At 49.3% G+C, this 18,869-nt stretch carries 17 protein-coding genes; 10 read left to right on the top strand and 7 right to left on the bottom strand.

The annotated features are described in order from the left end of the window. The first annotated feature begins 20 nt into the window (after window positions 1-20). The 6 genes from IC612_RS04140 to IC612_RS04115 all read left to right on the top strand — a co-directional run bounded on the left by IC612_RS04140 (window position 21) and on the right by IC612_RS04115 (window position 6,551). Complete coding sequence (locus IC612_RS04140; RefSeq protein ID WP_194738914.1) at window positions 21-923, top strand: AEC family transporter; 903 nt, start codon at window positions 21-23, stop codon at window positions 921-923. 85 nt (window positions 924-1,008) lie between these two features. Next, window positions 1,009-1,710 carry a DsbA family oxidoreductase gene (locus IC612_RS04135; RefSeq protein WP_194738913.1) on the top strand — a complete coding sequence of 234 codons (702 nt, stop codon included), beginning with the start codon at window positions 1,009-1,011 and terminating at the stop codon, window positions 1,708-1,710. 102 nt (window positions 1,711-1,812) lie between these two features. Next, entirely contained in the window at window positions 1,813-2,385 is a 573-nt protein-coding gene (locus tag IC612_RS04130) for a YceI family protein (protein WP_194738912.1), read from the top strand. A gap of 191 nt (window positions 2,386-2,576) precedes the next feature. Further along, on the top strand, window positions 2,577-5,399 hold the full coding sequence (locus IC612_RS04125; protein ID WP_228512865.1) for an aminopeptidase: 2,823 nt from the start codon (window positions 2,577-2,579) through the stop codon (window positions 5,397-5,399). A 158-nt stretch (window positions 5,400-5,557) separates the two neighbouring features. Next, window positions 5,558-5,917 (top strand): DUF7225 domain-containing protein, encoded by a 360-nt coding sequence (locus IC612_RS04120; RefSeq protein WP_194738911.1) that lies wholly within the window; start codon window positions 5,558-5,560, stop codon window positions 5,915-5,917. Window positions 5,918-5,927: 10 nt separating this feature from the next. Next, window positions 5,928-6,551, top strand: coding sequence for a DUF7225 domain-containing protein (locus IC612_RS04115; protein WP_194738910.1), 624 nt, complete (start codon window positions 5,928-5,930; stop codon window positions 6,549-6,551). On the opposite strand, the gene IC612_RS04110 is transcribed toward IC612_RS04115, so the two are convergent. After that, complete coding sequence (locus IC612_RS04110) at window positions 6,520-7,965, bottom strand: hypothetical protein (RefSeq protein WP_194738909.1); 1,446 nt, start codon at window positions 7,963-7,965, stop codon at window positions 6,520-6,522. The genes IC612_RS04115 and IC612_RS04110 overlap by 32 nt on opposite strands. A 197-nt stretch (window positions 7,966-8,162) precedes the next feature. Between IC612_RS04110 and dusB the strand changes: the two genes are divergently transcribed. From dusB to IC612_RS04090, 4 genes are all read left to right on the top strand, one after another. Then, complete coding sequence (gene dusB, locus IC612_RS04105) at window positions 8,163-9,161, top strand: tRNA dihydrouridine synthase DusB (RefSeq protein ID WP_194738908.1); 999 nt, start codon at window positions 8,163-8,165, stop codon at window positions 9,159-9,161. A gap of 64 nt (window positions 9,162-9,225) precedes the next feature. Then, the gene (locus tag IC612_RS04100; RefSeq protein WP_194738907.1) at window positions 9,226-10,140 is read left to right on the top strand and encodes an ABC transporter ATP-binding protein; all 915 of its coding nucleotides are present in this window, start codon (window positions 9,226-9,228) and stop codon (window positions 10,138-10,140) included. Between the two features lie 4 nt (window positions 10,141-10,144). Beyond that, the gene (locus tag IC612_RS04095) at window positions 10,145-11,464 is read left to right on the top strand and encodes an ABC transporter permease (protein ID WP_194738906.1); all 1,320 of its coding nucleotides are present in this window, start codon (window positions 10,145-10,147) and stop codon (window positions 11,462-11,464) included. Between the two features lie 34 nt (window positions 11,465-11,498). Then, window positions 11,499-12,623, top strand: a complete 1,125-nt coding sequence (locus IC612_RS04090) for a DUF4886 domain-containing protein (protein WP_194738905.1) — start codon at window positions 11,499-11,501, stop codon at window positions 12,621-12,623. A gap of 128 nt (window positions 12,624-12,751) precedes the next feature. Here IC612_RS04090 and sucD read toward each other — a convergent pair whose 3' ends face one another. From sucD to lpxD, 6 genes are all read right to left on the bottom strand, one after another. Then, entirely contained in the window at window positions 12,752-13,624 is an 873-nt protein-coding gene (sucD, locus tag IC612_RS04085; protein ID WP_194738904.1) for a succinate--CoA ligase subunit alpha, read from the bottom strand. A 160-nt stretch (window positions 13,625-13,784) separates the two neighbouring features. Beyond that, on the bottom strand, window positions 13,785-14,687 hold the full coding sequence (locus IC612_RS04080; protein ID WP_194738903.1) for an LpxD N-terminal domain-containing protein: 903 nt from the start codon (window positions 14,685-14,687) through the stop codon (window positions 13,785-13,787). 105 nt (window positions 14,688-14,792) lie between these two features. Continuing rightward, on the bottom strand, window positions 14,793-15,356 hold the full coding sequence (efp, locus tag IC612_RS04075) for an elongation factor P (protein WP_194738902.1): 564 nt from the start codon (window positions 15,354-15,356) through the stop codon (window positions 14,793-14,795). A gap of 34 nt (window positions 15,357-15,390) precedes the next feature. After that, window positions 15,391-16,179, bottom strand: a complete 789-nt coding sequence (gene lpxA, locus IC612_RS04070) for an acyl-ACP--UDP-N-acetylglucosamine O-acyltransferase (protein WP_194738901.1) — start codon at window positions 16,177-16,179, stop codon at window positions 15,391-15,393. A 6-nt stretch (window positions 16,180-16,185) separates the two neighbouring features. Then, window positions 16,186-17,583: a bifunctional UDP-3-O-[3-hydroxymyristoyl] N-acetylglucosamine deacetylase/3-hydroxyacyl-ACP dehydratase gene (locus tag IC612_RS04065; protein WP_194738900.1), complete on the bottom strand. Its 1,398-nt coding sequence runs from the start codon at window positions 17,581-17,583 to the stop codon at window positions 16,186-16,188. Next, window positions 17,576-18,610, bottom strand: coding sequence for a UDP-3-O-(3-hydroxymyristoyl)glucosamine N-acyltransferase (lpxD, locus tag IC612_RS04060; protein WP_194738899.1), 1,035 nt, complete (start codon window positions 18,608-18,610; stop codon window positions 17,576-17,578). The genes IC612_RS04065 and lpxD overlap by 8 nt, the downstream gene beginning before the upstream one ends. Between the last annotated feature and the right edge of the window lie 259 nt (window positions 18,611-18,869).

The following is an 18,869-nucleotide window of genomic DNA, read 5'->3' as shown; positions in this document are numbered from 1 at the left end:
CTGGGAGGCCTTTTTTACCAATGGAAAATCTGCTTTTACTTTTCGTGTGCCTTTCCTTGGGCGTAGTGCTGGGACGGGGTAAGGTGTTTCCCCCAGGGGCGCACCATTCCCTCAACGCGTTTGTAATCAACGTATCGCTTTCGGCCCTCTGCCTCTATTATATTCCCAAGATCACCTTTTCAACCGAGATCCTGCTTCCCGTGGCGGTGGCATGGATCAATATCGCTCTGGCTTTTCTGATTTTTCATTTTCTGGGACCCCGCCTGGGATTCTCCCGCGCAGTAACGGGCGCCGTAGTCTTATGTGTAGGTTTTGGCAACACCTCCTTTGTGGGTATTCCCGTGATTTCTGCCCTGTACGGGCCGGAGGCGATAAAGACCGTGATGCTCGTGGACCAGCCGGGCAGTTTTGTGGCCCTCTCCACTGTGGGTATTTTTCTGGTGAACTTCTACAGCGGCAAAGCCGTAGGAGTAGTACAGTCCCTTAGGCGTATATTTTCCTTCCCTCCCTTTCTGATGTTTCTTTTAGCGCTTTTAATGGCTCTTTCGGGTCTTAGTTTCCCAAAGACTCTGGACTCGGTGTTTTCTTCCCTGGGTGCTACCACCGTGCCTCTGGCTCTGGTTTCGGTAGGACTACAACTGAAAGTGGAGCGGTGGCACCCGTACGAAAAGCCCCTGCTTTTGGGTCTACTCTTTAAGCTCCTGCTCTTTCCACTCTTTATCTTCATCCTGTACCGGCATATCCTGGGCGTAGATACAGAAATGGCCGAGGTGGCCATTATGGAATCAGCCATGGGTCCTATGATTACGGCCTCCATCCTTGCCTCGAGCTACGGGCTCGCTCCACGGCTTTGTAACCTCTTTATAGGAGTAGGTATTCCCCTCTCTCTTCTTACGCTCTACGCCTGGCACCTTCTCCTTTAAAAAGCCGCCCCAATAAAATTCTTATCTTAGGTCAATGCAGGCATCTTTCTAAGATGGTATCTTAGCAGTACGAAAAAATACCCTTATGAAAGTACATATATTCAGTGACGTGCGCTGCCCGTTCTGCTACGTAGGAAAAAAAAAGTTTGAAAAAGCGCTCTCAATATTTCCATACAAGGACCAGATAGAGATTGAATGGCACAGCTTCCAGCTTGATCCCACGCTTCGTACGCAGCCCGAGAGAGACCCCTACGAATTTTTCTCCGAGCTCAAGGGCCTTACCCTGGAGCAGACCCGTACCATGCACGGCCATGCCGAAGAGGCCGGAAAAGAAGTGGGCATCGATTTTAATTTCCAGAACCAGAAGGTAGCAAATTCCTTTAAGGCGCACCTTCTGCTTCAAAAAGCAAAACTGCTGGGAAAGGCAGACTCTTTAAAGGAGGAGCTTTTCAAGGCGCAGTTTATTCTTGGCGAGAACATCGACGATAAACACCAGCTACTTAGTATTTCCCAGCGCGCAGGTCTCTCTATAGAAGAGGCTCAAGAGGCTTTGGGGAGCGAGGAGATGGCCTACCATATCAAGCAGGACGAGCAGCTCTCGCGCTCCATTGGCGTTAGGGCAGTACCTTTTTTTGTCTTTAACGAGAAGTACGGTGTTTCGGGGGCGCAGTCTCCTGAGCTGTTTTTGGAAGTACTGGAAAAGGCCTGGAAAGAGTATACCCCATCATCCCTTGAGACCATAGAGGGCCCGGAGGGTGCCTGCAGCACCGATGGAGAGTGCAACTAAAATACTTTCTTATCCTAGATCAATGCGAGGCTATAAAATAAACACGAGCTTTGCTTTCAAGAAACTAAAGACAATTAACTTCAATAAAATAAATTAAAACGTATGAAAAAGATCCTATCCCTACTTGCAGTGCTTTTGGTTACTGTAACCGTCTATGCACAAAAAGTGCTTGTAAGCGACCCTGCACATTCTAGAATCGAGTTTGCTGTAATGCACCTTGGCATTAACGACATCACCGGAAATTTTGACAAAGCGAACCTTACCATCAATGCAGATGAAAAAAGCTTCGTGAATTCCAAGATCAACTTCCAGGTGGAGCCTTCCTCCATCAACACCCACATCGAGGCCAGAGACAACCACCTGAAAAGCGCCGACTTCTTTAACGTAGAGACCTACCCTACCATGGTCTTTAACAGTACTTCGCTTAAAAAACAGAAAAAGAACTACTACAAACTCTACGGAAACCTTCTAATGCACGGAGTCACTAAGCCGGTAGAACTTACCCTTATCTACAGAGGATCCACAGTGAATCCAATGAGCAAGAAAACCACCCACGGGTACCAGGTGCTGGGAACCTTAAAGCGCAGCGATTTCGGTGTAGGTCCTAACTTCCCTGAGGCGATCATCAGTGATCTGGTACGCATCAAAGGAGATTTCGAGCTTACCGAGAAGTAAAAGCACGTAGCGAATTTGCTTCCCTAAAAACACAAAACACAAATACGATTCTTCGGCCTGTATCCTTGCCTTTTGCGCAAGCCTACAGGCCGAAGTTTTTTTTGTGGGAAAACCATAATATTTACCGCTCAGAGTGCTTGCCTTATTTAAAAACTATAGCTTATATTTGGCTCTGGCTTTTTTTGGAAGGGATGAGATTTACGCTGTGTTGGTGTCTGTTGTTTGGATGTTTGGGCTACATAAAGGCCCAGCACTCGGTGCGCATTGACGCTACGGTACATCCGGACCTTCGCACCGTAAAGGTCTCGCAACAGATCGAATACACCAATACCCTTGAGCAGCCTCTTGAGCAGATCCGGCTTTTGAACTGGATTGCAGCCTACCGCAACGAGGTCACCTCACTGGCCAAACGAAAAATTGAAGACCGGGAGAAGGCACTTTATTTTGCGGGCGGAGAGAAACTCGGCTACTTAAGTGAACTTCTGGTGGAGGGCACCCCCTTGGAGATAGATCTTAATGAGGAGAGGCTCGATATCCCTTTGCAGACTTCCCTTTCCCCGGGAGCGCGTACTACCCTCTCGCTTTCCTATACCCTTACTCTTCCCAGTGCAGAATTCACCGGCTACGGCTACACAGAGCATGGAGCGCACTTAAAATACTTTTTTCTTACGCCCGATGCATTTTTCTCCCCAGAGGAGAGGGCCGCTACGGATAACTATTCCAGGACCTATAAAGATACGGAAGAAACCCAGAGCGGAGGCGCCGCTTGGGACATCACGCTTGAACTTCCCGCGGGATTTGTAGCGGAGAGTAACCTTGTGCGCTCGGGCGAAAGGTTCCAGGGCCTGCTTCGGGAGGACCCTGAGATTATCATCGGCCACGGCCCTTTTACCACTTTATCGGTAGAGACGGGAAAGGGTCCTACGGATGTGGTGTTCTCCTATCCCCTCCCCACAGAGGAGCTCTCTACCCTCTCGATGCTTGCACCGATCCATTTGAATTTTGTAGCAAACCGACTGGGGCTTTATTCTCCCAAGCTGCTTATCAGCGAGAAATTCAGAAAAAAAGAAGAATTCTTCGGTAACGACGATATCAAATTCTGGAAATTCAAGTTCCAGATGTTCTCGGACTCGGAAAAAACCGATATGGACTATTTCAGTATTCTCTCCAAGAAAGTAATCAATCAGGGCCTGATCACCGAGAAAGCTCCCAACCACTGGCTAAAGAACGGTCTTAAAACCTATCTGGAGATGCAGTACCTAAAGACCTACTATCCTAAGGCAGGACTTATCGGGGACCTTCCCCAGCAGGCCAGCATCTTTGGTATTCGCCCCTTAAAATACCTAACGGTCTCGCGCCTGAAGCTTACGGAGCGCTACGGTCTGGCCTACCAGTACATCATGAACCAGAACCTGGACCAGAAGATAGCCACTCCGTTCCCTGTGCTCTCGAATTTCAACGATATGGCCATCAGCCATTTCCAGATGGGGAGTCTCTTTAATTACATCGCCGAGAAGATGGGGCCAGAGACCTTTGAGCTCTATGTGCGTAGTTATTTGAAGGACCACAGCCTGGAGAAAATAGACGCGGGTGATTTTTTAGACCGGCTAAGCATCGCCTCCCAATATTCCTCTGATTTTCTCCAGACCCACCTCTTTGAAGAGAACCGGCTGAACTTCAACCTTAAGAAATACCGAAAGACCGACGAGGGGTATTTGGTGAAGATCTTTAAGAACACCGAGTACGGAATCCCTTTAAAGATCACCTCGGAAGACAGCGAGGGAAAGACCTCAGCCTTCTGGTACGATACCCACGACGGGCGCCACAGTGGAGAATACCTTATTCCCAAAGAGGATGTTAGAAAAATCCAGCTCAACGACGGATACCTCTTCCCAGAGAGTAACTACCGGGACAACTACCTCTATACCAAGGGACTTTTTTCCAACACCAAAAAAATACGGCTCAAGCTTCTTAAAGATATTCCCGATCCCGAGTACAACGAGATCTACATTTCCCCGAAGCTGAATTTCAATGCCTACGACAAGGTGCAGCTGGGAATGACCCTTCAGAACAAATCCCTCTTTGAGCAGAATTTCCTCTATAGTATCTCGCCGTACTACAGTACCGGACCCGGAAAGTTCACCGGCTCGGCCTCGGCATCCTATGCCTTTAGACCCGTGGATGCCTTCTTCAGGACCCTTCAGATAGGAGCCTCGGGCTCCACCTTCCACTACGATAAGGATTTGACCTATAAAAAGCTCTCCCTCTCCTCGAGTCTAAATTTCTCCAAAGTCCTGCGCTCGGAGATCAACCGCTCGCTCTATTTTTCCTACAGCCACTTTGAGAAAGACCTCACCCCGGAGATGGTGCAAAATAACGAATACGACAAGTACGGCCTGTGGAATCTGGGCTACGGGTATGTGGATTCCAAGATGATCCATGAGATCAGCTTTGGCGCAAACTACCAGATGATGCACGATTTTCAGAAGCTCTCGGTGGAGGGTTCCTACCGCTACGAGTACGCAGAGAACAAGAAGATTGCGCTTCGGCTCTTTGCAGGTACGTTCTTTAAGAACAATACCCGAAACGACCTCTTTGATTTTGGAGTCTCAAGGGTCTCCAACTACGCTTTCTCCTACAATCTTCTGGGTCAGAGTGCCACGGAGGGGATTCTCTCCCAGCAGTACGTACCGGCCGAAGGGGGATTCAAGAGCCACGTAGGCTCTTCGGTGGATAAGTGGATTGTCTCCACGAACCTCGATGCCCACGTCTGGAAGATGTTCAATATCTACGCCGATGCCGGGGTATTCCAAAACCGCGATACCCGCGCCGCGTTTATCTGGGACAGTGGGGTAAAACTCAAGCTCATCCCGGATTTTCTTGAAATTTATTTTCCTGTACAATCTTCCCTGGGATTTGAACCCTCGCTAGACGACTACTCCAAACGCATCCGATACACTCTAAATCTAAATTTCGGGGCCCTTATCAACCATTTCCGTAGAGGCTGGTTCTAAACAAAGGGAGTGGATTCCAGTTATTTTTTTTCGCTATTTCTCACTTTGAGCCAAAAATAATAGGCACAAAATATCCACAAGTATACCCGTGTATGCTTTTTTTGCCTTTGGGCAGGGGAAATTCTAATTTGGCCTTTAGAGAAACAACCCACCGTTCTATGGAGTCACTTAGCCCACTTTTTGAAAAGCACTTTCAGCGCGAACATATCTATACGCGCTCGGAAATTTCTTCCTTTTTATACTCTCTCCAGGAGGCAGAAAGCAAGAACCCCTGCAATTATACCTACAACCGCTGGACCTACGGTGCGCACCGGCCCCTTCCACTCTTTGAGTGGCTTGAGCGCGGACTCTACCTCTACCTTGGGCCCCAGTACCCTTTTACAGGAGATGTATTCTATATCGCGCAGGGCCAGGAGGAAGTCTTTGCCGGATACTGGGTGGAGGGAAAATTCTGCTTTTCGGACTCCTCCTTACAGGATACCATTGAGATTGAGGCCGTACCTTTTGAAATGCTTTAACCGCATGCATATGAACACTGAATTACAGAACCTTCTCGGCCACTGCTTAACGCGGGGCCATACCTATTCCTACGGGGAGCTCTCCCGACTACTACAGTCACTGCCACAATTCCCAAAAGATCCCGGCTCCTACTGCTACAACCTCTGGCAGAAAACGATGCTCCAGGAGCCCGAGCCTTTCTTTGCGTGGAAGGGAGACTCCTCTTTTATCTATCTGGGCCCAGGGTATCCCTACCACGGTCCACTCTACGAGAAAAGAGAGGAAAAAACCTATATTATCGGGTACTACAACCGTGGAGATTTATCGTTACTGACTCCGCACCATCCTAACTTTAATTCCTGGAAAGGATTTACCGAATCGCTACGCTACGGAAGGGAAGTGGCTAGGGAAAACTACCGCGTAGTGCTTCTCTGCCTAAGTACCCACCAGAGACTACCGATCGAGCTTTCTTTAGAGGAAACTAGGCCTCTCGAGGATTCTAGCAGGGTATGCCCTATAGGGAGCGCCCTTGGAAAGCTCCTGTACCTGCAGCCGGAAGGAAGGGCTTTTGAGTGGGAGGGTGGTCTCTACCGAATCGAGCATATCCAGTCCCTTCCCCGTACTAAGACTGCTCTTTCTCAGGCAGTAGGGTAAAATAGTTTTTATTGAGCTTGATTTCCTTAATGCGCCTGTCTTCCTGACTTCGCCGCTCTAAGAGTACCTCTTCGTACTTGATATCCAAAAGAATGGAAATCTTGGTCTTTATCAGGTGAATGAGCGACTCTCTCTTACGAAGGATGGAATTAATACTGGTAGTCTGTAGTTCCTTTTCCACAATATCATTGAGGGAATTAATGGGCTGATAGACCCCATAGCTGTAGAGCAGATAACGCAGCACCTTAAGCTCCAGCGGAGTGAAGTCAATGAGCTCCCGGCCCTTATAGAGAATCTTTCCACTCGAACGGTCAAAGACAATGGTATGGACCGGCGGGGAAGCGAGCGGCTTTTCAAGCGCGAGGGTATTTTCGGTTTGCTTCTGGTCGTTTCTTCTGGAGAAAAGAAAATAGGCTCCGGCGCCCAGTAAAAGTAGCATACCTACGCCTCCCAGCGCTATAAGGGAGCTAGACTTCTCTTCTTTTAAAAGATCTACCGTCCTGTAGGGTTTTCCCAGGAACTGTCCCAGGGGGATGGTATAGAGCTCTGGGCCTCTGTCCTGGCCGGAGATGGTTAGAAAATTCAGGGTCTTGTCCTTAGGGTTATACACCACCTTGGGCGTTAGAAAAAGGGCCTGGGTATGGTAGTAGTGGATTTTCTGGTTCTTTATATCGATGGCCACACTCGTTCCATCGTCTATCAAATAGTACACCCCGCCCACCACAAAGCTTTGCAAATAGCGGTGCCGCTCTACATGGGAATCGTCCAGATTTATTATTCCCAGGTTTTTCCACTGGCTGCTTTCCAGATCTAGTCTCCACAGCGCGTTCTCCTTGGGGCGCTCGGTGTCGTCTCCCCCGTGGATGGGCAGAACGCCACTGAAGGCATAGAGGTACTTTCCAAGGACAAAGGTTTTATAGTACCTACCCGGTGGAGGCGCCGCCTCAGACAAATAAAATACATTAAACCATTCCCCGCGATTGAAATCGTAACGGGTGGTAATGTTCTTATGGGTAAAAAGACCGTACCCCGCAAAAAGATACATCTGCTCCTTATAGGTAAAGGGAGAAGCCAGAAACTGGTTCTGGTGCGGAAAGGATTTGTCAATGCGCCGAAGACTGTTACCCTCCTGCTCCAGTACTACTCCTGCGCCACTGTGCACGAAGTAGTTCTTCCCACCAATAGTATAGGCGTAGTTGTAGGCCCCGAGCGTTTCGGGGTAGGTATCCTTTTGCAGCTTTACCGGTCGGGTAAAATTTCCAGTATAGAGTAGCGAGTCCCTCTCAATGATACGGATCTCTTTGGTGCGTCCATCTAAAAACAGTGTGTATTGGTTGATTCCTGGGTATTCCTCACCTCGTACTATTTCGGTGCAGGCACATAGCACAAGCACCAAAAATACAATTCGTTGCATTGGCTTTCATCTTCTTTGGACTGTCTAAAGTAGGAAATTTTCACAAAGCGAAAAAGAATGTGTTAAAATGTCATAAAAAGAATTCATAAGATTGAAAAAATAATACCACTTGCAGCTAATCCATAAATCTAAACCCTAGGCAAGATAACCGAAAGCTCTGGATTGGCAGTTTCAACAAAGAGCCGTATTTTTGCACCATGGTAAAAATTGGACCCATCACCCTACCGGAGTTTCCTCTACTTCTTGCTCCCATGGAGGATGTAAGCGACCCACCCTTTAGAAGGCTTTGTAAAGCGCACGGAGCGGATCTGATGTATTCGGAATTCATCTCCTCGGAGGGACTCATCAGGGATGCTATCAAAAGCCGGAAGAAGCTGGATATCTTTGATTACGAAAGACCTGTAGGCATACAGATCTTTGGAGGAGACGAGGAGGCCATGGCCCTTTCGGCGCGTATCGTAGAGACGGTGCAGCCGGATCTGGTAGACATCAACTTTGGTTGTCCGGTGAAAAAAGTGGTCTGCAAAGGCGCTGGAGCAGGTGTTTTAAAGGATATTGATCTTATGGTGCGTCTCACCAAGGCTGTGGTCTCATCTACCCATCTTCCCGTGACGGTAAAGACGCGCCTGGGCTGGGACTCAGACTCCATCAATATAGACGAGGTTGCCCAGCGGCTCCAGGAGACCGGTATTAAAGCCCTAACCATCCATGCGCGTACCCGCGCCCAGATGTACAAGGGCGAGGCCGACTGGGAGCATATCTCTAGGATCAAACAAAACCCCAACATCGAGATCCCTATCTTTGGCAATGGCGATGTGGACAGTCCACAAAAAGCCCTGGAATACCGCCAGAAATACGCCTGCGACGGGATTATGATCGGCCGCGGAGCCATTGGCTACCCCTGGATCTTTAAGGAAATCAAGCACTTCTTCGAGACCGGAGAGCTCCTTGCTGGCCCCACCATAGAAGAGCGCCTGGAGGCCGTTTCATTGCATGCCCATTGGAGCGTGGAGTGGAAAGGGGAGCGCGCCGGACTTGTGGAGATGCGCCAGCACTACAGCAACTACTTTCGGGGCATCCCCCACTTCAAGGAATTCCGCAAAGCTTTTCTGCAGGTAGAAACCTTGGAGCAGATGCGCGAGCAGATTGGCAAAACCCACGAATTTTACTTAAATTCACCCCTAGACATCTCTTAAAGGCAAGCCGGCAATTTTGGCGCTGCGCCCAAGGGGAGGAATAATCTACTATAAAAACACTACCATGCTAAGCGCATTGCACCTTACCAAAACCTACGAGCAGGGAAAAAAGACCGCCCTGCACGATTTTTCCCTTGAAGTACCCAAAGGCTCCATCTACGGACTTTTAGGACCTAATGGAGCGGGAAAAACCACATTCATACGCATCGTAAACCAGATCATTACCCCCGACAGCGGCAAGGTATTCATTGATGGGGAGCCCCTGGCGCCCCACCATATTTCGCGCATCGGCTATATGCCCGAGGAGCGGGGTCTTTATAAGAATATGAGCGTGGGCGATCAGCTGGTATACTTTGCCGAGCTGAAAGGTATGAAAAAGCACGATGCTCTTTCCCAGGCGAAGATCTGGTTCGAACGGCTTTCCATCGAGCAGTGGTGGAACAAAAAGCTCTCAGAACTCTCCAAGGGGATGGCCCAGAAGATACAGTTTGTGGTGACGGTCCTTCACCGTCCGGACCTACTTATCCTGGACGAGCCCTTCTCGGGCTTTGATCCGGTAAATGCCAACCTTATAAAGGACGAAATCCTGCGCCTGAAAGATTTAGGCACCACCATTATCCTCTCCACGCACCGCATGGAGAGCGTGGAGCAGCTCTGCGAGCGGGTGGCCCTTATCAACCACAGCAAGAAAATTCTCGACGGAGAGGTATTTCAGGTGCGCGAACAGTTCAAAAGGCATATCTATTCTATTTCTCTTTTAAATCCCAAAGAAGAAAATCTGGAAGCGTTCTCTAGGCTCTACCCCCTTTCAGAGATCACTCAGCGTGGCGCGGTTCGCAGTTTTGAGATCTCTTCCGTAGAAGACCGCAACATTCTTCTTTCACGCCTTATGGAAGTAGGAGAAATCCGCTCCTTTGAAGAGAAGATCCCCAGCATGAACGAAGTGTTTATAAGTGCCGTTAAAGACCATACCCGCTAAGACTATGAACCAGATACTTTTAATTACCAAGAGGGAATTTCTAACCCAGGTGAAAAAGAAATCCTTTATTCTCATTACCCTTTTAGCGCCCCTGTTACTGGTAGGATTCGGAGGCCTTATTGCCCTTATGCTCAAGGCCAATGAAACCACCACGAGCGTCAATGTCATTGACCGCAGCGGACTTTTTGCCCCGCACCTTGAGTCCACTAAGACCATTAAGTACGTGGTGGTAGGCGAGAGCTCCGAGCAGCAGATTCTTAAGGTACTTAAGGAAAGCGAAACGGCCCAGGCGCTTCTTGTCATTCCAAGCCTTAAGGGAAAGGACTACCCAGGCCTACAGAAAGAAACAAAGCTCTACGTAAATCAGAAGATAGGTTTGGAGCACCAGTCGACCATTGCCTCGGACCTCTCGAGGGTCGTTCGCGAAGAGAAAATTAAGGATTTAGGCCTTAAGGCCAGCCAGATCGAGCAGCTGGAGGAGCCTTTCACGCTGGTCCCCCAAAACATCAAGGACGATAAGGTGGAAGATTCGGGACTTAATTTCGGCGTAAAATACGGTCTAAGCATGGTACTTATGTACGTGATCTTCATGTTTATCATCATCTACGGAGTACGCGTGATGCGCAGCGTTCTGGAAGAAAAGAACAACCGTGTGGTGGAGATCATCATCTCCTCGGTAAAACCCTTCTCCCTTATGATGGGAAAGATCTTAGGGGTAACACTGGTGGCCCTTACGCAGTTTGCCGTATGGATCACTATGAGCATCGGGGCGGCTCTTTTGCTCAACACCTCTGTTTTCCCTGCCGCAGGAGCCGTGGGCTCCATGCCGGGAGCAGAGAACCTAGAGAGCGACGCGGGGAATCTACAGCAAATGGCCGCAGAGATCTCCACCACTCTACTTTCCCTTAACGTGCCGCTTATTGTAGTGAGCTTTATACTGTTTTTCCTTCTGGGCTATATTTTCTACAGCGCCATCTATGCGGCGATAGGCTCGGCCGTAGACAACGAAACAGAGACCCAGCAGTTCACCCTATTTGCCATTCTTCCCTTGACCCTAGGTATGTACGGATCGATTACCATCATCAACAATCCGGAAGGTCCCTTGGCGCTGTGGCTCTCGATGATCCCTTTTACTTCCCCAGTGGCTATGATTGCCCGCATTCCCTTCGGAGTTCCCCTTTGGCAGATTGCAGTATCGCTGCTGCTGCTACTGCTCTCGGCGGCGGCCATGGTCTATATAGCGGGAAAAATCTACCGCGTAGGTATTCTCATGCACGGAAACAAAGCAAGCCTGAAAGAACTTTGGAAATGGCTGCGCGCTTAAGGATCCACTCTTCTCAATTCAAAAACTCTATCCTATGGCAACCCTAAAAAGTTTTTTTTCTTCTCCGGCGCTCTTAAAAAGTGTCCTTATGGTACTTTCCTCTGGGCTGCTCTGCTCCTGCGTGAGCGTAGCAACCGGCGTGGAAGCAAAAGAGGACTATTCCCTTCTGGAGCAAGATACCCTGGTAATTGCCCGAGGCGATACCGTTAGGGTAGAATTGAGCCGCGGCCTTAAAAAGCATCAAAAGCTGAAGGTCCAAAGCGATCCTAGGGTAAATATTCTAAAAAGACCTACGCCAAGTAGTCCTACCCTAGAGCTTTTGGCCAAAAACGAAGGCAAAGGCTCCATTGCCCTGACACTTTCTGGCCGCACGGAGTCGCTCTTTCTGTACGTAGGAAAAGAAAATCTCATTAAAGTGGCCGCCGTAGGCAACAGCTTTTCAGAAGATGCCCTGGAAAACCCTTTTCTCTGGAGACTCTTTAAAGAGAGTGGCCGCGATATCTATATTGTAAACGGCTACATCCCAGGAGCAAGCCTTGAGCGGCATATAAAAGAGATACAATCGGGAGCCCCGGCCTATAATGTACGTACCGTACTTCCCGACGGGTCGCGCTCTAGAAAACAGGCCCCTTTAAAGCAGATGCTCCAGGGCGAGCAGTGGGATTTTATCTCCCTCCAACAGGTGAGTCAGGACTCCGGAAAGAAAGAGTCCTTCACCACGGAGCTTCCTACCCTTCACCGCATGGTGGATTCCCTAAAGGGCTCTTCTCCGGCAAAATACCTTTTGCACCAGACCTGGGCCTACGGGCCCCAGAGTACCCACGGGGGGTTCCTCTACTACGGAAAAGACCAGGAGACCATGTTTCAGGCGATAGAATCCGCCTACCGCTACGCCGCGGAGCTCATTCCCACCCATAGGATTATACCCTCGGGTAAGGCCGTGCAGAACCTTCGAGAGACCGGTCTCTTTGGAAGGGACCTGACCCGGGACGGCTTCCACCTTGAGGAGCGCACCGGCATGCTGGTGGCCGCCTGCACCTGGTATATGGCCCTAACGGGAGAAGACGTGCGGAAAAATCCCTTCACTCCAGAGGGCTATACTTCAGTGGAACTTCAGGCCATCAAAGAGGCCGCCTACCGGGCCGTTACAGAGCAGTAACGATCTGCTTCCTTCTAAAAGTACGCTGAAGGCTTAAAAGGCCTCGCTCCGAACCCAAAAAAAACAGCAGCGCCCCTGGCTAAAAAAAAGCCAGGGGCGCTTGTATAATTGAAAAGATAAACTAAATGTTATCCGAGCACTTTAGCTACCATCGCACCGATGTCTGCCGGAGAGTCTACTACGTTAATCCCGTTCTCTGCCATGATTTCCATCTTGGCCTGAGCGGTATCTTCCGCTCCTCCTACGATGGCTCCCGCGTGGCCCATAGTACGGCCTTTAGGGGCCGTCTGTCCTGCGATAAATCCTACCACCGGTTTTTTCGATCCGCTCTCTTTGTACCAACGTGCTGCTTCGGCCTCTAGAGATCCTCCGATCTCTCCGATCATAACCACTGCGTCGGTTTCTGGATCGTTGATGAAAAGCTCAAGTGCTTCTTTGGTAGTGGTTCCAATGATTGGGTCCCCACCGATACCGATGGCCGTGGATACTCCGTATCCAGCGCGTACCACCTGGTCTGCAGCCTCGTAGGTAAGGGTTCCGGATTTGGAAACGATTCCTACGCGACCTTTCTTGAAAACGAATCCTGGCATGATACCGATCTTCGCCTCATCGGAAGTGATGATTCCCGGACAGTTCGGGCCAATAAGACGCGTGTCGCGGGTGGAGATATAGTCTTTTACTTTTACCATGTCAGCTACAGGAATACCTTCGGTAATACAAACGATTACTTTAATGCCTGCCTCGGCCGCCTCCATAATCGCGTCCGCTGCAAATGCCGGCGGTACGAAGATGATCGATACGTTGGCACCTGCCTTCTCCACAGCCTCAGCCACCGTATTGAATACCGGCTTACCAAGGTGCTCAGAGCCTCCTTTTCCTGGAGTTACCCCACCCACTACGTTGGTTCCGTATTCAATCATCTGTGTGGCGTGGAAGGTCCCTTCGTTGCCTGTAAATCCCTGTACGATTACTTTCGAATCTTTGTTTACTAATACTGACATTGTTTATTGTTTTATTTAATTTTTAGCTTGCTATGAATTCCTACAAAATTAATAATAATTAGTGAAAGCGCACGTACGACAGGGGCTTTAATTCCTAGGGAAATTTTCTTTGGCTTCAGTCTCTTTCGCTTCTGTGCTAGGCTCTTAAAATAAACTGGCTTTACGGCAGATTCTTCACCTTGATCTCATCCCTTAGGTAGGCCTTGAACTCTCTGGCCAGCTGCCCGAAGTAGGTTCCTTTCTTAAGGGAACGGTGCGCTCCGGTCTTGGCCAGAAGTACGGTACCTGCTTCAATAGTTACCCCGGAGGCCATTCCTACCTGCCCCCAGATGGTCACATCGTCTCCTATGTTGCAGCACCCTGCAATTCCGGTCTGAGCCGCAATAAGCACCCGTTTTCCAACGATGGTATCGTGGCCCAGCTGGATCTGATTGTCCAGCACAGAGCCTTCCCCTATAATGGTGGAGGCCGTAACGCCCCTATCTATCGTACAGGCGTTTCCAATCTCTACGTAGTCTTCTATCACTACATCCCCTACCGACTCCAGACGCTCGTAGCGCTGTGGCGTTTTTCGGTAGTAAAACGCATCGCCGCCTATGATTGTTGCTGACTGAATCACCACGTGGTTTCCAATACGGGTTTTGTCTCCAATGACGCTTCCGGGACCTATGTAGCAGTTCGACCCGATCTCTACGTCGCGACCAAGTACTACCGAGGGGTGAATGAAGGTATTTTCTCCTACGGAGGTGTTTTCCGCGGGTGATTTAAACTGGCTAAGGGCTCCAAAATGCAGATTAATGCGGTTAAAGTCCCCAAAGGGATCGCCTGAAATAAGCAGACCTTTGCCCGAAGGACATTCCACCTGCTTGTCGATCAAAATAACGGTGGCTTTGGAATTTAGCGCCTTATCGTAGTATTTGGGATGGTTTACAAAGACGATCTCCCCCGCCTCCACGCGGTGGATTTCGTTTGTGCCTAGAACCTGCTGCAAAGAATCTCCCACGTAGCGGGCTCCAATAAGTGTAGCAAGGTTTTCAAGAGTCTGTGGGGTAGAAAATCGCATATCTAAAAATACTGAATTAGAGGTTTTTAAAGAAAGGGGCCAGAGTGCAGGCCGAAAGAGAAAAAAGCCGGCCTTTTAAAAAAGGACCGGCCGCAGGTCAAAAATTTATTTAACGCGCTCCAGGTAGCTACCGTCTTCGGTATTTACCTTGATCTTGTCTCCCGGTTCTATAAACAGGGGAACCATCACGCGTGCTCCGGTCTCTACGATCGCATTTTTAAGTGCGTTGGTAGCGGTATTTCCTTTCACTCCCGGATCCGCCTCTACTACCTCCAGGTACACCGACGGGGGAATCTCTGCAGAAAGAGGGGTCTCGTCGGCTTCCTTTAGGATGATGGTCACCTCCTCGCCTGCTTTCATGAACTGTGCGTTCTCGATCATTTCCTTTCCGATGTAGATCTGGGAAAAATCGTCGTTATTCATGAAGTGGTATCCGTTATCGTCTTCGTAGAGGTATTGGTACTTACGTGTGATCACGCGTACCTCCTCGATCTTATGACCTGCAGAGAAGGTATTGTCCAGGACCTTACCATTAGTTACGGACTTGAGTTTGGTACGTACAAACGCAGGGCCTTTGCCTGGTTTTACGTGCAGGAATTCAATTACTTTGTAGATGTCGTTGCTGTACTCGATGCAAAGACCTTTTCTGATATCAGCTGTTGTTGCCATTAATTGGGTTTAGTTCTTTTATTGGGTATTTTCTCTATTCTTTTCCGGTACCGTAGCCTTTGACAATTCCCCTTGGGGAGTTGCGTATGAACTCCAGGATCTCGTCGCGCTCGGCGGTAGGAAGCATCTCTTTTTCAATGAGACCCATCGCCTGGGTGACGTTCATCTTCATCTGGAAGATATAGCGGTAGATCTTCTGGATCTCAAAGATCTTATCGTTGGTAAAGCCTCTTCTTCTTAGGCCTACCGAGTTGATCCCCGCGTAGGTCATGGGCTCACGCGCCACTTTCACGTACGGCGGTATGTCCTTTCTAACGAGGGTTCCTCCCGAGATCATCACGTGTTTTCCAATCTTGGAAAACTGATGTACGGCGGAGAGTCCCCCCATGATGGTATGGTCCCCTATCTCCACGTGTCCTGCCACGGCGCAGCCGTTGACAATCACCACGTAGTCTCCAAGTACGCAGTCGTGGGCAATATGGGAGGTCGCCATAATAAGGCAGTGGCTTCCAATTTGGGTATAGCCCAGGGCCTTGGTACCCCGGTTGATGGTCACCGATTCGCGTACGGTGGTATGGTCCCCGATTATCACCTGCGATTCTTCGCCCTCGAATTTTAGGTCCTGAGGAATGGCGGCAATCACAGTGCCTGGAAAGATCCTACAGTTCTTGCCTATGCGGGCTCCGTCCATGATGGTCACGTTGGGACCTATCCAGGTGCCTTCACCAATTTCTACATCGGCGGCGATGGTGGTGAACGGCTCTACAATGACGTTCTTTTTAATTTTTGCGCGCTTGTCTACGGCGGCCAGTTGGTGTATCATAAACTCCTATTCTGTTTTGTTCTTGGCCACCTGCGCCATAAGTTCGGCCTCTACGGCTACGCTGTCTCCCACATATCCGTAGCCCTGCATGTGCACGATGCCCCGGCGTATAGGTTCCATAAGCTCAATTTTGAAGATAAGGGTATCGCCAGGTATCACTTTACGTTTGAACTTCACGTTGTCTATTTTCACGAAGTACGTGGAATAGTTTTCCGGATCCGGGACGTTGGCAAGAACCAGAATGCCTCCGGTCTGGGCCATAGCTTCGATCTGTAGTACCCCTGGCATTACCGGCTCCTTAGGGAAGTGCCCTACGAAGAAAGGCTCGTTCATAGAGACGTTCTTTAGACCCACTACGTGCGAGTCGGAGAGTTCCAGGATCTTATCCACCAAAAGAAATGGCGGACGGTGCGGGAGAAGCTTCATGATCCCGTTGATATCAAATACCGGAGGTTTGCTTAAGTCAAAATCCGGCACATTTTTTCTTTTCTGGAGTTTCCACTGGCGGTTGAGCTTCTTGGCAAACTGGGTATTTACAAAGTGTCCCGGTTTGGTGGCAATTACTTTACCTTTCAGCTTCACGCCGGTTAAGGCAAGGTCTCCAATCACATCCAGCAGTTTGTGCCTTGCCGCTTCGTTGGGGTAATTAAGGGTAAGGTTATCAAGGATACCGTTGGGCCTAATGGCTACATCGTCTTTTCCGAAGGCTTTTTTGAGTTTCTCCGCGGTCTCTGCCGTCAGCTCCTTATCCACATAGACGATGGCGTTGGAAATATCCCCTCCCTTAATAAGTCCTGCATCTAGGAGCATCTCGAGCTCGTGCAGAAAGGAAAACGTCCTGGCCGAGGCAATCTCTTCCTTGAATTCTGAAATATCTTTCATGGTCGCATTCTGCGTACCCAGCACTTTGGTTCCAAAATCCACCATGGTAGTTACCTCGTAGGTATCGGAAGGGATGATGGTGATCTCCGATCCGCTGGAAGGATCCACGTAGTTAAGCACCTCTTTTACTACCAGGTATTCTCTGGCTACGCTCTGCTCTTCAATTCCCGCCTTTTCAATAGCTTCTACAAAAAATTTGGAGCTTCCGTCCATGATGGGAGGCTCCGCGCTGTCCATTTCTAAAAGGGCATTGTCTATATCACAACCTACGAGGGCTGCCAGAAGGTGCTCACAGGTGTGGATTCTAACGCCGAGTTTCTCCAGTGTGGTTCCCCGCTCGGTAGTCGTTACATAATTAACGTCGGCCTCCACCTGGGGATGACCCTCGAGGTCCGTCCGTACAAAGACAAAACCGGTGTTCTCCTTGGCCGGTTTCATCGTTAAGTTGACCTTCTTACCGGTGTGAAGACCAATACCTGAAAGGGTAATTTCCGATTTCAGGGTTTTCTGCATATCACTCATTGGAAGATTCTTTTGAGTTTTGTTCAAGTTTATTTATTCTTTCTACCAGTTGGCTTAGGTTTTTGAAGTGGATGTAACTGCGACGGAAATTTCCGGCCTCAAAGGCGGGCGATCCGTAGAGGGTCTCTCCGTCCTTTACCGAGGCGTTCACTCCGGCCTGCGCTTGAATGCGCACCTTAGAGCCTAAGGTGATATGGCCTGCCACACCTACCTGTCCTCCGATCATATTCCAGTCTCCGATGGTGGTGGAGCCTGCGATACCTGCCTGCGCGGCGATCACGTTGTGCTTTCCTACCACTACGTTGTGGGCGATCTGAATCAGATTATCGATCTTGGTTCCCTCCCCTATGATGGTCGAACCAATGGTTCCCCTATCAATGGTACAGTTCGAGCCTATTTCCACATCGTTTTCTATCACTACGTTTCCTAGCTGTGGAATCTTACTGTAGCCTTTTTCCATGGGCTGGAATCCAAAGCCGTCGGATCCTATCACCGTATTGGCATGTATGGTGCAGTTATCTCCTATAACGCAGTAATCGTAGATTCTCACGCCGGAGAATATCTGGCAGTTTTTACCGATCTTCACGTTCTGTCCAATATATACCTGGGGATAGATCTGGCTCCCTTCACCGATTTTGGAATTCTTGGAAATATAGCTGAAGGATCCCACATACACCTCTTCTCCCAACACTGCCGAGTCGTCAATGGAGGTATGGGGTTCAATGCCTTTTTTGCGGCCTTTCATTTCCTGGTACATGTGCATCAGTACCTGAAAGGATAGGTAGGCATTCTCTACGGCAATAATGGTGGAGGGATACGTTTCGTTTTCCTTTAAAAGGTTTCTGGAAACGATTAAGACCGAACACTCGGAGGTCTTAAGGTGTGGGGCAAACTTCTCCTGGGCGATAAAGGACATATGGCCTTTTTCTCCCCTTTCGATCGGAGAGACCCCTGTGATAAGAGCCGAAGGATCCCCAAGGATCTCGCCCTCTATGAAGCTTGCAATCTGAGAAGCTGTAAATTCCATATCCTGCAAAGATAGGAAATTATGAAAAATTTCGTCTTTTTTATTCGCCCGTAGAAGAAATCTACCAAGGGAAGATCTCACTTTTGAAAACCAGGGTCTCAGGGGCCGGGCTAATGCGCCTCAAACGTCGGGGCGCACCAGTAAAGTACTCACGCTCCCAAGTGAAGAGAGAGTAGCGCCTGGGAGTTTTTCTTTGCAGTAGGATCAAATTTTCCTAGATCCTTAAAGCCCCAGAATCTCCTTCTTAAATAAGGAACTG

The sequence above is a fragment of the Planobacterium oryzisoli genome (assembly GCF_015354315.1).
In the GTDB taxonomy this organism is placed as follows: domain Bacteria; phylum Bacteroidota; class Bacteroidia; order Flavobacteriales; family Weeksellaceae; genus Planobacterium_A; species Planobacterium_A oryzisoli.
This window is presented reverse-complemented; position numbering and strand designations above follow the sequence as displayed.

Excerpts from the sequence above, each read along its gene's own strand:
- IC612_RS04125 (WP_228512865.1), top strand. The coding sequence starts at position 2,577 with ATGAGATTTACGCTGTGTTGGTGTCTGTTGTTTGGATGTTTGGGCTAC.
- IC612_RS04090 (WP_194738905.1), top strand. The coding sequence starts at position 11,499 with ATGGCAACCCTAAAAAGTTTTTTTTCTTCTCCGGCGCTCTTAAAAAGT.
- IC612_RS04095 (WP_194738906.1), top strand. The coding sequence starts at position 10,145 with ATGAACCAGATACTTTTAATTACCAAGAGGGAATTTCTAACCCAGGTG.
- lpxA (WP_194738901.1), bottom strand. The coding sequence starts at position 16,179 with ATGATACACCAACTGGCCGCCGTAGACAAGCGCGCAAAAATTAAAAAG.
- IC612_RS04110 (WP_194738909.1), bottom strand. The coding sequence starts at position 7,965 with ATGCAACGAATTGTATTTTTGGTGCTTGTGCTATGTGCCTGCACCGAA.
- IC612_RS04080 (WP_194738903.1), bottom strand. The coding sequence starts at position 14,687 with ATGCGATTTTCTACCCCACAGACTCTTGAAAACCTTGCTACACTTATT.
- IC612_RS04140 (WP_194738914.1), top strand. The coding sequence starts at position 21 with ATGGAAAATCTGCTTTTACTTTTCGTGTGCCTTTCCTTGGGCGTAGTG.
- lpxD (WP_194738899.1), bottom strand. The coding sequence starts at position 18,610 with ATGGAATTTACAGCTTCTCAGATTGCAAGCTTCATAGAGGGCGAGATC.
- IC612_RS04100 (WP_194738907.1), top strand. The coding sequence starts at position 9,226 with ATGCTAAGCGCATTGCACCTTACCAAAACCTACGAGCAGGGAAAAAAG.
- efp (WP_194738902.1), bottom strand. The coding sequence starts at position 15,356 with ATGGCAACAACAGCTGATATCAGAAAAGGTCTTTGCATCGAGTACAGC.
- IC612_RS04120 (WP_194738911.1), top strand. The coding sequence starts at position 5,558 with ATGGAGTCACTTAGCCCACTTTTTGAAAAGCACTTTCAGCGCGAACAT.
- IC612_RS04115 (WP_194738910.1), top strand. The coding sequence starts at position 5,928 with ATGAACACTGAATTACAGAACCTTCTCGGCCACTGCTTAACGCGGGGC.
- dusB (WP_194738908.1), top strand. The coding sequence starts at position 8,163 with ATGGTAAAAATTGGACCCATCACCCTACCGGAGTTTCCTCTACTTCTT.
- sucD (WP_194738904.1), bottom strand. The coding sequence starts at position 13,624 with ATGTCAGTATTAGTAAACAAAGATTCGAAAGTAATCGTACAGGGATTT.
- IC612_RS04065 (WP_194738900.1), bottom strand. The coding sequence starts at position 17,583 with ATGAGTGATATGCAGAAAACCCTGAAATCGGAAATTACCCTTTCAGGT.
- IC612_RS04130 (WP_194738912.1), top strand. The coding sequence starts at position 1,813 with ATGAAAAAGATCCTATCCCTACTTGCAGTGCTTTTGGTTACTGTAACC.
- IC612_RS04135 (WP_194738913.1), top strand. The coding sequence starts at position 1,009 with ATGAAAGTACATATATTCAGTGACGTGCGCTGCCCGTTCTGCTACGTA.